This is a genomic window from Xenophilus sp. Marseille-Q4582, assembly GCF_916700565.1.
Lineage (GTDB): Bacteria > Pseudomonadota > Gammaproteobacteria > Burkholderiales > Burkholderiaceae_C > Xenophilus.
Window position 1 is genome coordinate 440,548 of sequence record NZ_CAKAKO010000002.1, and the last position, 11,121, is coordinate 451,668.

The window sequence follows — 11,121 nt, forward strand, 5'->3', positions numbered from 1 at the left end:
CGTCAGGCCGACGACGCCTTGCCGGCCGCCGCGGTCGCCGGGAAGGATTGATTCACCCCATCCAGCACGGCTTCGGGCTCCTGTGCTTCGGCGGGCGTCTCGTTGTTCAGCACCTGGTGCATGCGGCTGGCGTCCAGGTCGCCCGTCCACTTGCCCACCACCACAGTGGCCACGCCGTTGCCGATTAGGTTGGTCAGCGCGCGCGCCTCGGACATGAAGCGGTCGATGCCCAGGATCAGCGCCAGGCCGGCCACCGGCACATGGCCCACGGCCGACAGCGTGGCCGCCAGCACGATGAAGCCCGAACCCGTGACGCCGGCGGCGCCCTTGCTCGTGAGCAGCAGCACCAAGAGCAGCGTGATCTGGTGCGTGATGTCCAGCGGCGTGTTGGTGGCCTGGGCGATGAACACGGCGGCCATGGTCAGGTAGATCGAGGTGCCGTCCAGGTTGAAGGAGTAGCCGGTCGGGATCACCAGGCCCACGGTGGACTTCTTGACGCCCAGGTTCTCCAGCTTCGCCATCATGCGCGGCAGCACCGATTCGCTGGACGAGGTGCCCAGCACGATCAGCAGTTCTTCCTTGATGTACTTGATGAATTTCCACACCGAGAAGCCGTGCGCGCGCGCGATGGCGCCCAGCACCACGAAGATGAACAGCAGGCAGGTGACGTAGAAGGTGGCCATGAGCTGGCCCAGCTGCACCAGCGAACTGACGCCGTACTTGCCGATGGTGAAGGCCATGGCACCGAAGGCGCCGATGGGCGCGACCTTCATGATGTAGCCCACGATCACGAAGAGAACGTGCGAAAACTTCTCGATGAAGTCGAACACCAGCGTGCCGCGACCGCCGAACTTGTGCAGCGCGAAGCCGAACATCACCGAGAACAGCAGCACCTGCAGGATCTCGCCCTTGGCGAAGGCGTCCACCACGGTGCTCGGGATCACGTGCAGGATGAAGTCCACCGTGCCCTGCATCTGGCCGGGTTGGGTGTAGGCCGCAATGGCCTTGGTGTCCAGCTGGCTCGCGTCCACGTTCATGCCGGCGCCGGGCTTGACGATGTTGATGATGACCAGGCCGACCACGAGCGCGATGGAACTGACGATCTCGAAGTACAGCAGCGCATAGCCGCCGGTCTTGCCGACGCGCTTCATGTCCTCCATGCCCGCGATGCCCACCACCACCGTACAGAAGATGATGGGCGCGATGATCATCTTGATCAGCTTGATGAAGCCGTCGCCCAGCGGTTTCATGGCGGCGCCGGTGTCGGGATAGAAGTGCCCGAGCAGCACGCCGATCACGATGGCCGTGATGACCTGAAAGTACAGCGACTTGTAGAAGGGTTGGGCGCGCGGGGGCGCGGTGTGTTCCGTGTGTTCCATGCGGGTGTCCTAAAGGCGTCTCCGGGGTGGGGCGCCGGAAGGCATGGAGCGGCGACCGGGCCGCCGCGCCGAGGGGGCGACGGCGCGGGCGAGGGACTTTGTCTCCAGAGGCGGCGCGGGTGCGAGCGCTGAACCCGCTGCCGTGCTTCCAGCTGCGCTTTCAGCGCAAGGACGGTGCCAGCGATTCGGGGCGCCCGGATGCGCGCAAGCGGCTGATATGCAAAGGGTTTTTCTCATGCACCGGCGCTGGCCGCCGGGAAACCCGGAATGGGCCGCCGCAGGGCATTCCGATGTCCCGGAATCGAAGCAAAGGGTTAACCCTGAGCCATGGGGCCACTCCGGCCCGGCGGATGGGGGCCCGAGAACAGCTGTGCCACCGTGCGCCGCAGCCAGACGTTGCCCGCGTCGGCATGGAAGCGGGTGTGCCAGTGCTGCTTGACCGCGTAAGAGGGCATCGGAAACGGCAGGGCCAGCAGCTTCACCGGCTCCTGCGTGGCCAGGATCTCACCCAGCACGCGCGGCACCATCACCACCAGCTCGGTGCGCGCCACGATGCGCGCCACGCTCAGGAAGCTGGACAGCCGCACCACCACCTGCCGCTGCACGCCCAGGCGTGCGAGCGTCTTGTCGATGATCGCGTGGCCCGTGCCCGAGGACGCGATCACCGCATGCGACTCGGCCTCGAATCGCTTGCGCGTGAGCCGGGTGCCGATGCGCGGATGCTCGCGCGCGGCCAGGCACACGAAGTTCTGCATGAACAGCTTCTGCTGGTAGAAGCCCGCGTCCAGCTGCGGCATGAAGCCCACGGCCAGGTCCAGCGCGCCTTCCTCCAGCCGGCGTGCGCTGGCGGTGGAGACGATCTCGGTCTCGATGTGCACGCCCGGCGCCCGCTGGCGCAGGTGCCCCAGCAGCATGGGCAGCAGCACCACCTCGCTGATGTCCGTCATGCAGATGCGAAAGCTGCGCTCGGCGCGCGCCGGGTCGAAGCCGCGCTGGCTGCCGCGCGCCTGTTCCAGCTGCGCCAGCACCTCGCGCAGGTGCGGGTGGATGCGCTGCGCATGCGGCGTGGGCAGCATGCCCTGGGCGGTGCGCGTGAACAGCCGGTCGTCGAAATGCGCGCGCAGCTTGTTGAGCATGGTGCTGGCGGCCGCCTGCGCGATGCCCAGCTTGTCGGCCGCGCGCGAAACGCTGCCCGTGCGGTAGATCTCGTCGAACACCGCGAGCCATGCCAGATCCAGAGTTGCCATCCTGGGCCTCCTGCAGCCGAACGCCGCGTGCCGGGCACCGACCATTATTTCGTTTTGGAATGACAAGTATCGTGCAGCGTGCTTGATCGGATAGTGGTGCGGCCGAACAATGCGTGCCAGCCCCGGATGGGCGTGCATCCCATGCCCGCCGCCCGGCGGCCCTGCCCCGGAGACATCGCCATGAACACCGCCCTGCCCCAGGATGCCGGCCAAGCCGCTGCGCGGGCCGAACGCCGCGCCTACTACGAGCGCATCCGCGCGCTGCATCTCTCGCCCCTGTGGGAGTCGCTGCATGCGCTGGTGCCGCGCGAGCCGCAGAGCCCCTGCGTGCCGGCGCTGTGGCGCTATGCGGACATCCGGCCCTTCCTCATGGAGTCGGCCACGCTGATCACGGCCGAAGAAGCGGTGCGCCGCGTGCTGGTGCTCGAGAACCCGGCCCTCCACGGCCGCGCCTCCATCACGCAGTCGCTGTACGCGGGCCTGCAGTTGATCATGCCGGGCGAAGTGGCGCCCGCACACCGGCACACGCAGTCGGCGCTGCGCTTCATCGTCGACGGCCAAGGGGCGTACACCACCGTGGGCGGCGAGCGCACCACCATGTTCCCGGGCGACTTCATCATCACGCCCTCGTGGGCCTGGCACGACCACGGCAACGAGGGCATCGCCGGCACGAGCGAGCCGGTGGTGTGGCTCGACGGTCTGGACATTCCCATGCTGCGCTTCTTCGACGCCGGCTTCGCCGAGAACGACGACGTGAAGGTCCAGCGCGTGGCACGGCCGGAAGGGCACAGCTTCGCGCGCTTCGGCCACAACATGGTGCCGGTGCGGCATGACCATGCGAGCGCCACCTCGCCCATCTTCAGCTACCCCTATGCGCGCAGCCGCGAGGCGCTGGCGCAGCTGGCGAAGCAGGAAGCGCCCGACGCCTGGACCGGCCACAAGCTGCGCTACGTCAACCCGCTGACCGGCGGCTCGCCCATGCCCACGATCCAGCCCTTCCTGCAGTTGCTGCCGGCGGGCTTCTCGGGCGGCGCGCACCGCAGCACCGACGGCACGGTCTACAGCGTGGTCGAAGGCCGGGGCCAGGCCGAGATCGCGGGGCAGCGCTTCGACTTCGCTCCCAAGGACACCTTCGTCGTGCCTTCGTGGGCGCCGCTGCGCCTCGTCGCGCAGGACGAGGTGGTGCTGTTCAGCTTCTCCGACCGCCCCGTGCAGCAGGCCATGGACGTGCTGCGCGAGCACTTCGAGCGGTGATGTCGGCCCCCACGCTCCCCCGCTTCGCGCGGTCCGCTGCCCCCCGAGAGGGCGCCGCCCGCCTTGGGGCGGCCCGGTGGCGGGCGAGCCGCTGCCACCGCCAGGTGCGGGCGCCGCACACACGCTTTTTCTGACCCTTCAACGCCGCACCGCGCGGCAGGAGCTTTTTTCTAATGTCCTTCGTCTTCGACCCCGCACCGGTGGTGGGCCTGCCCGTGGTGGGCACCGACGCGCGCTTTCCGGTGCGCCGCGTGTACTGCGTGGGCCGCAACTACGCGGCGCACGCGCGCGAGATGGGCTTCGACCCCGACCGCGAGCCGCCCTTCTTCTTCTGCAAGCCGGGTGACGACGCGTCCATCGTGCCGGTGGCCGCAGGCAGCACCGCCACCCTTCCCTATCCACCGCAGACCGCCAACTACCACTACGAAGCCGAGCTCGTCGTGGCCATTGGCCAGGGCGGGCGCGACATTCCGGTCGAGCAGGCCGCGCAGCACATCTTCGGCTACGCACCGGGCCTGGACATGACGCGCCGCGACCTGCAGATCGCCGCACGCGAGAAGGGCCGTCCGTGGGAGGTGGGCAAGGCCTTCGACTTCTCGGCGCCCGTGGGTCCGCTGCGCCCGCTCGCCCAGGGCGGCGAATACAACGCGGGCGCCATCGTGCTGGAGGTGGACGGCCAAGTGCGCCAGAAGAGCGACGTCTCGCACCTGATCTGGTCCGTCAACGAGGTGATCGCCAACCTGTCGACCCTGTTCGCGCTGCAGCCCGGCGACCTGATCTTCACCGGCACGCCCGAAGGCGTGGGCGCGGTGCAGCGCGGCCAGACGATGACGCTGCGCCTGGATGGCTTCGCGCCGCTGGTGGTGCGCGTCGCCTGAGGGCGGCGCCACGCGGGAGCAATCTCCATGAGCGACAGCCAACAACTTCCCGTGCTGGTGGCCGGCGGCGGCATTGGCGGCGTGGCCGCGGCACTGGCCCTGGTGCGGCGCGGCTTCGACGTGCAGGTGCTGGAGCAGGCGGCGCAGCTGGGCGAGATCGGCGCCGGCATCCAGCTCGGCCCCAACGCCTTCGCGGCCTTCGACGCGCTGGGCATCGGCGAGATCGCCCGGGCCCGCGCCGTCTACACCGACGAGATGGTGATGCATGACGCGCTGGACGAAACCCTGGTCGGCCGCATTCCCACGGGCGAGGCCTTCCGCCGGCGCTTCGGCAACCCGTACGCGGTGATCCACCGCGCCGACGTGCACGGCTCGCTGCTCGAAGGCGCGCAGGCCACGGGCCGCATCGAGATCGCGACCGGCACGCAGGTGCAAGGCGTCGAACAGGACGCAAGCGGCGTCACTGTGCTGACGGCCGATGGCCAGCGTTACCGGGGCCAGGCCCTGATCGGCGCCGACGGCGTGAAGTCGGCCGTGCGCCGTCAGTACGTGGGGGACGAGGCCCGCGTGTCCGGCCACGTGGTCTACCGCGCTGTGGTGGACCGTGCCGACTTTCCGGCCGACCTGCGATGGAACGCGGCCAGCATCTGGGTCGGCCCCCACTGCCACCTGGTGCACTACCCGCTGCGCGGCGGCGAGCAGTACAACGTCGTCGTCACCTTCCACAGCCGCGAGCAGGAAGAGTGGAGCGTGCGCGAAGGCAGCCGCGAAGAGGTGCTGAGCTACTTCGAGGGCATCTGCCCGCGCGCGCGCCAGTTGATCGAGCTGCCCAAGGACTGGAAGCGCTGGGCCACGGCCGACCGCGAGCCCATCGGGCAGTGGGTGTTCGACCGCGCGGCGCTGCTGGGCGATGCCGCGCACCCCACGCTGCAGTACCTGGCGCAAGGGGCCTGCATGGCGATGGAAGACGCCGTGACCCTGGGCGAGGCATTGCGGGTGCACGGCAACCGCTTCGACGCGGCCTTCGCGCTGTACCAGAAATCGCGCGTGGCGCGCACCGCGCGCGTGGTGCTGTCGGCGCGCGAGATGGGCCGGATCTTCCACGCCCAGGGCGTGGAGCGCCTGGTGCGCAACGACCTCTGGAAGGGCCGCACGCCCGAGCGCTTCTACGATGCCATGGAATGGCTGTACGGCTGGACGGTGGACCACTGCCTGGCCGAATAGACGCGACAGAAGAACACGACACGCGCACCGATCATCATCACCCACAAGGAGACAAGAACCATGAACCGACTCCCCCGCCGCAGCGCCCTGGCGCTGGGCCTCGCGCTGCTGGGCGGCGCGGCCTTCGCGCAGCCACCCGCTGCTGCCGACTTCCCGGCCAGGCCCGTCACGCTGATCACGCCTTTCGCGGCCGGCAGCGGGCCCGACGCCGTGCTGCGCCTCGTCTCCGACAAGCTGGGGCGCCTGTGGAACCAGCGCGTGGTGGTGGAGAACAAGCCCGGCGGCGGCGGCTTCATCGCCATCGACCAGGCGCGCCGCGCCGCGCCCGACGGCTACACCCTGCTGCAGCTGGACAGCGAGCACATCGCCGCGCTGCCGCATCTGTACAAGTCGCGCAACTTCCAGACGCTGCAGCATTTCGACCCGGTGGCCTCGCTGTTTCGCACGCCCTTCTTCGTGGCTGTGGGCACCGAGTCCAAGTGGAAGACCATGGGAGAGCTGATCGCCGACGCCAAGGCGCGCCCGGGCCAGATCGTCTACGGCTCCTGGGGCGTGGGCAGCCCGGGGCACCTGGGCGGCCAGCAGGTCGATGCGCTGGCAGGCACCCAGATGCAGCATGCGCCCTACCGCGAGGTGTCGCAGCTGTACGCCAACGTGGGCACGGGCGAGGTGCCCTGGGCCTTCGCCAGCCTCCCGTCGAGCCAGGGCATCTACAAGGCCGGCAAGCTGCGCTACATCGCTGTGGCCGCCGCCAGGCGCATTCCGCAGATGCCCGACGTGCCCACCATGGGCGAGGCCGGCGGCCCGCCCGGGCTGGAAGTGAACTCCTTCGTGTCCCTCGTGGCGCCCAAGGGCGTGCCGCCGGCCGTGCAGGCGAAGATCAACGCCGACGTGGCCAAGGTCATCGCCGACCCCGAGATCCGCGCGCGCTTCGACACCTTCGCCTTCGAGCCGCTGGCCTGGTCGCCCGAGCAGATCCGCCGCGAGGCCGAGGCCAAGTCGCGCACCTACGGCGAGCTGGTGCAACGCGGCAACATCAGCCTGGAATAGGGTCCACGGCCGGCGCGTCCTTTCGCGTCGGCCGATAGACTGTGACTTTTTGCAATCCCGCTTCTCTACCGACCATGATTCAGCGCCGCAAAGCCCTTCTGCTCTCCGCCTTTGCCCTCGCCGCAGCCGGCGTGGCCCATGCCCAGGCCTGGCCCACCAAGCCCGTGCGGCTGGTGGTGGGCTTCCCGGGCGGCTCCACGCCCGACATCGCGGCGCGCGTGATCGCCGAGCCGCTGGCCAAGGCCCTGGGCCAGCCCGTGGTGGTGGACAACCGCGCGGGCGCCTCGGGCAACATCGCGGCCGACATCGTGGCCAAGTCCACCGACGACCACACGCTGGGCATCGTCATCAACGGCAACCTCACGTCGTCGAAGATGCTCTATCCCAAGCTGCCCTACGACCCGGCCAAGGATTTCAGCTACCTGTCGCTGATCGCCACCGCGCCGCTGGTGCTGGTGGCCACGAATGATCTGCCCGAGGGCAAGGCCTTCCTCGACGCCGCCAAGGCTTCGGGCAACAAGTGGAACTACGGCTCGGTGGGCGTGGGCTCGGTGGGCCACCTGGGCATGGAACTGCTCAAGAGCCGCATCCCCGGCTTCCAGGCCGAGCATGTGCCCTACCAGGGCAACCCGCAGGTCGTGACCGGCATGCTGGGCGGCCAGGTGCAGATGGCGCTGGTGCCGCCGGGCATCGCGCTGCCGCAGGCGCAGTCGGGCAAACTCAAGGCCGTGGGCCTGACCAGCGGCCGCAGCACGCTGGCACCGCAGATCGCCCCGCTGGCCGACCTGGGCGTGCGCGACTTCAACCTCGAGGTGTGGACGGCGCTGCTGGGCCCGGCCAACCTGTCGCAGGCTGCCAAGACCCGCATCGGCGACGAGCTGGCGCGCATCATGCGCACGCCCGAAGTGCGCCAGTCGCTGTTCGACAAGGGCTGGCAGCCTGTGGGCACCTCGCCCGAAGGCATGCGCCTGCGCGTGCAGGAAGAGGCGGCGATCATGACCAAGATCATCCAGACCCGCGGCATCAAGATCCAGTAAGGGGCCTGCGCCCTGTGAGAGGGGCTTCGCGGCACCTGCCCGGGCAGGTGTGCGAAGCCCTTTGCATTTTTCGGAGTGAACAACGATGACTTCTTCCCTGCATGAGCCGGCGCGTGAACTGCCGGTCTTCGGTGAATACGACGTGGTGGTGGTGGGCGGCGGCCCGGCCGGCATCGCGGCAGCCGTGAGTGCGGCGCGCCACGGCGCGCGCACGCTGCTGGTGGAGCGCTACGGCTTCCTGGGCGGCATGGGCACGGCCGGCGGCGTGACCAATTTCGCGGGCCTGTACGGCAAGCGCGGCGGCGAAATGCAGCTGCTGGTGCGCGGCGTGGCCGACGAGTTGCTCGCGCGCATAGCCGCGCTGGGCGGCCTGAACAAGCCCCAGGACGGCATGGGCGGGCGCATCCGCGTGCGTTCCTACGACACCTCGGTCTACAAGATCGCGGCCGACCAGTTCGCGATCGACGCCGGCGTGGACCTGCTGTTCCATGCCTGGGCGGCGGCCGTGCTGCTCGAAGGCGAGCCCGGCGCGCAGCGCATCGCCGCGCTGGTGGTCGAGACCAAGTCCGGCCGCCAGGCCATCCGCGCCAAGGCCTTCATCGACTGCAGCGGCGACGCCGACCTGGCCGCCTTCGCCGGCGCGCCCTTCGAGCTGGGCGACGGCGCGGGCAGCGGCCTGTTCCCCACCACCATGTTCCGCGTCGGCCAGGTCGATGCGCCCGCCGCCCTCGCGGCCGTGGGCGAGTTCAAGGCCATCAACGACGTGATGGCGCGCGTGCAGGCGGCCAAGCCGGGCGCGTACCGCTTCCCGCGCGAGGGCGCGATCCTGCGGCCCAACATCGACCCGCGCGAATGGCGCGCCAACGTCACGCAGATCCGCAACGAACGCGGCACGGCGATGAACGGCGTGGACGCGCGCGAGTTCAGCGCCGGCGAGGTCGAGGGCCGGCGCCAGATCGCCGAGTACTTCCGCTTCCTCCAGGCCGAGGTGCCGGGCTTCGAGAAGGCCGCCATCGTCGAGATTGCGCCGCAGGTGGGCCTGCGCGAGACGCGCCGCATCACGGGGCTCTATGCCCTCTCGGGCGAGGACATCCTGTCCTCGGCGCGCTTCGACGACAGCATCGGCCTGAACGCCTGGCCGATGGAGCTGCATGCCGATGGCGGCGTGCAGTGGGCCTTCCCGCGCGACGAAGCCAACGCCTACAACCACCTGCCGTGGCGCATGCTGGTGCCGCAAGGGGTGGCCAACCTGCTGGTGGCGGGCCGCTGCGCGAGCATGACGCACGAAGGCCAGTCGGCCGCGCGCGCCAGCGGCGGCTGCTTCGTGATGGGGCAGGCGGCCGGCACCGCCGCCGCGCATCTGGGCGAGCAGGGCCATTTCGCGCGCATCGACGTCGCCGCGCTGCAGCGGCGGCTGAAGGCCGACGGCGCCGACCTGGACGGCGTGGCCTGAGCCTCCTTCTTCAAACTGGAACACGTCGCGCGGCAACCAGGCGCGCGACGCGGCCTCAACCGGCGTCGGCCGCGTTCTGCAACTGTGCCGCCGCAGACGCCTTGGTCAGCACGCGCACGGCCACCAGCTTCTTGAGTTGCTCCGGCCGTGGCCGCGCCTGGCCCTGTTCCCAGTTGTAGATGGTCTGACCCGACACGCCCACCAGCTGCCCATAGGCCGCGGCCGACAGGCCGAGCTTGCTGCGGTGGCTGGCCAGCCGCTGGGCGCTGAAGCGGCGCTGCGGCTCGCTGTCGAGCGCCGAGCCTGCCGCGGGCGGGCCGGCCGTCCCGTGCGCCGGGGCGCTGCGGGCGGCGCGGCGCAGCGCGCGCTCCAGGTCCTGGATCTGTCGCCGCAGCGCGGCGATGTGGCCGCGCTGTTGCGCGCTGGCCTTGCGCAGCGATTCGATTTCGGCCCGGACTTCCTTGCGCGCGACGCGGGAAATCTCGGCCTTCAGCAGGGAGGCGAAGTTGCTCATGCGCGTCATTCTGCAACGCCGGGCCGGTGGGGCCTGTCGGCGGCTTGCCCCGGCATCGTGCCGGGGCGTTGCCGCATCCGGCCTCAGCGGTAGCCGCTCTCGTTGGCGTTGTGGATGATCCAGATCAGGTTGCCGCTGGTGTAGTCGCCCATGCCGCCGCCGGCGAAGATCAGGCGGCCCTGGCCCTTGTAGGTCATCTCGTAGCGGTGGCGGTCGCCGCCGAAATAGAAGGGGATGAAGGCCTTGCCCGTCACGTAGGCGCCCTGGTCGGTGGGCGGGCCGATCAGGTCGGTGACCTGGCGCACGGGCATGCCGATCTGCAGGCGCGTGAACTTGCTGCCCGGGGCGGGGTTGCCGGTGATCTCGCCTTCGTAGTCGTTCAGGCCCTTCACGGTGCGGCCGCTGCCGGCTTCCACCTTGGACGAATCCACCACGTTGCCGCGCGCGTCCATGCCCGGCTTGCCGGCGCCCACGGTGCCGGCGCCGCCCGAAGCGGCCGGGGCCGGTGCGGCCGCCGCAGGCGCGGGCGCCGGTGCCGGCGCTGCAGCGCGCGGGGCGGGTGCCGCAGCCGGTGCGGGGGCGGCCGCGCCGGCGCCGGCCTCGCAGCGGGCCAGCTCCACCGTGCGCGTCGCGCCGCTGGCTGGCATGCGCACGGCGCGCACTTCGGCGCTCACCGGGCCGCCCTGGAAGCCGCGCTCCGTGCTCAGGCAGCGGAAGAACACGTTGTCGCCCGCCTGCACCATGTATGTGCCTGCGGCGGCGCCGCGGCCCGTGGCGCGCTGCAGGTCGACCGACACCGTCTGGCCGATCAGTTCCTGGCGGGCCTTGGTGATCGGACCCTTGAGGGTGGCGGCCACCTCGGCATAGCCCAGGCCCGCGGGTGCGGCGGGTTCGGGCGCCGGCGCAGGTGCCGGGGCCGGCGCGGCGGCCGGTGGAGCCGCAGCAGCTGCGCCCGCGGAGCCGGCGCTACCGCCCGAGCCCGAGGCGCACCCCGCCAACGCCATCACGCTGGCGGCCGCCAGGCCCAGAGCGGACAGGGAGAAGAGATCGAATCGGTTTTTTTGCATGGTGTCGTTTTTGGATGA

Annotated in this window: 10 protein-coding genes; 6 read left to right on the plus strand and 4 right to left on the minus strand. The window is 70.3% G+C overall.

Translation table 11 applies throughout. From position 1 onward, the window contains the following. Positions 1 to 2: 2 nt before the first annotated feature. Both LG388_RS07345 and LG388_RS07350 read right to left on the minus strand, forming a co-directional pair. Positions 3 to 1,379: a dicarboxylate/amino acid:cation symporter gene (locus tag LG388_RS07345; RefSeq protein WP_225782206.1), complete on the minus strand. Its 1,377-nt coding sequence runs from the start codon at positions 1,377 to 1,379 to the stop codon at positions 3 to 5. 314 nt (positions 1,380 to 1,693) lie between these two features. Continuing rightward, positions 1,694 to 2,626 (minus strand): LysR family transcriptional regulator, encoded by a 933-nt coding sequence (locus LG388_RS07350; RefSeq protein WP_225782207.1) that lies wholly within the window; start codon positions 2,624 to 2,626, stop codon positions 1,694 to 1,696. A gap of 180 nt (positions 2,627 to 2,806) precedes the next feature. Here LG388_RS07350 and gtdA point away from each other — a divergent pair, with 180 nt between their 5' ends. The 6 genes from gtdA to LG388_RS07380 all read left to right on the plus strand — a co-directional run bounded on the left by gtdA (position 2,807) and on the right by LG388_RS07380 (position 9,522). Beyond that, the gene (gene gtdA / locus LG388_RS07355; protein ID WP_225782208.1) at positions 2,807 to 3,880 is read left to right on the plus strand and encodes a gentisate 1,2-dioxygenase; all 1,074 of its coding nucleotides are present in this window, start codon (positions 2,807 to 2,809) and stop codon (positions 3,878 to 3,880) included. A gap of 173 nt (positions 3,881 to 4,053) precedes the next feature. Next, a complete protein-coding gene (locus LG388_RS07360) occupies positions 4,054 to 4,758 on the plus strand; it encodes a fumarylacetoacetate hydrolase family protein (protein ID WP_225782209.1) in 705 nt (234 codons plus the stop codon). Between the two features lie 27 nt (positions 4,759 to 4,785). Beyond that, positions 4,786 to 5,982: a 3-hydroxybenzoate 6-monooxygenase gene (locus LG388_RS07365; protein WP_225782210.1), complete on the plus strand. Its 1,197-nt coding sequence runs from the start codon at positions 4,786 to 4,788 to the stop codon at positions 5,980 to 5,982. Positions 5,983 to 6,042: 60 nt separating this feature from the next. Next, complete coding sequence (locus LG388_RS07370; protein ID WP_225782211.1) at positions 6,043 to 7,032, plus strand: tripartite tricarboxylate transporter substrate binding protein; 990 nt, start codon at positions 6,043 to 6,045, stop codon at positions 7,030 to 7,032. 74 nt (positions 7,033 to 7,106) lie between these two features. Then, positions 7,107 to 8,069, plus strand: coding sequence for a tripartite tricarboxylate transporter substrate binding protein (locus LG388_RS07375; RefSeq protein WP_225782212.1), 963 nt, complete (start codon positions 7,107 to 7,109; stop codon positions 8,067 to 8,069). Between the two features lie 85 nt (positions 8,070 to 8,154). Continuing rightward, positions 8,155 to 9,522 (plus strand): FAD-dependent oxidoreductase, encoded by a 1,368-nt coding sequence (locus tag LG388_RS07380; protein ID WP_225782213.1) that lies wholly within the window; start codon positions 8,155 to 8,157, stop codon positions 9,520 to 9,522. Positions 9,523 to 9,577: 55 nt separating this feature from the next. Here the strand turns inward: LG388_RS07380 and LG388_RS07385 are convergent, their stop codons facing one another. Further along, on the minus strand, positions 9,578 to 10,036 hold the full coding sequence (locus LG388_RS07385) for a DNA-binding transcriptional regulator (RefSeq protein WP_225782214.1): 459 nt from the start codon (positions 10,034 to 10,036) through the stop codon (positions 9,578 to 9,580). Positions 10,037 to 10,119: 83 nt separating this feature from the next. Then, entirely contained in the window at positions 10,120 to 11,103 is a 984-nt protein-coding gene (locus tag LG388_RS07390) for a hypothetical protein (protein ID WP_225782215.1), read from the minus strand. Positions 11,104 to 11,121 lie beyond the last annotated feature (18 nt).

Excerpts from the sequence above, each read along its gene's own strand:
- LG388_RS07345 (WP_225782206.1), bottom strand. The coding sequence starts at position 1,379 with ATGGAACACACGGAACACACCGCGCCCCCGCGCGCCCAACCCTTCTAC.
- LG388_RS07350 (WP_225782207.1), bottom strand. The coding sequence starts at position 2,626 with ATGGCAACTCTGGATCTGGCATGGCTCGCGGTGTTCGACGAGATCTAC.
- gtdA (WP_225782208.1), top strand. The coding sequence starts at position 2,807 with ATGAACACCGCCCTGCCCCAGGATGCCGGCCAAGCCGCTGCGCGGGCC.
- LG388_RS07360 (WP_225782209.1), top strand. The coding sequence starts at position 4,054 with ATGTCCTTCGTCTTCGACCCCGCACCGGTGGTGGGCCTGCCCGTGGTG.
- LG388_RS07365 (WP_225782210.1), top strand. The coding sequence starts at position 4,786 with ATGAGCGACAGCCAACAACTTCCCGTGCTGGTGGCCGGCGGCGGCATT.
- LG388_RS07370 (WP_225782211.1), top strand. The coding sequence starts at position 6,043 with ATGAACCGACTCCCCCGCCGCAGCGCCCTGGCGCTGGGCCTCGCGCTG.
- LG388_RS07375 (WP_225782212.1), top strand. The coding sequence starts at position 7,107 with ATGATTCAGCGCCGCAAAGCCCTTCTGCTCTCCGCCTTTGCCCTCGCC.
- LG388_RS07380 (WP_225782213.1), top strand. The coding sequence starts at position 8,155 with ATGACTTCTTCCCTGCATGAGCCGGCGCGTGAACTGCCGGTCTTCGGT.
- LG388_RS07385 (WP_225782214.1), bottom strand. The coding sequence starts at position 10,036 with ATGAGCAACTTCGCCTCCCTGCTGAAGGCCGAGATTTCCCGCGTCGCG.
- LG388_RS07390 (WP_225782215.1), bottom strand. The coding sequence starts at position 11,103 with ATGCAAAAAAACCGATTCGATCTCTTCTCCCTGTCCGCTCTGGGCCTG.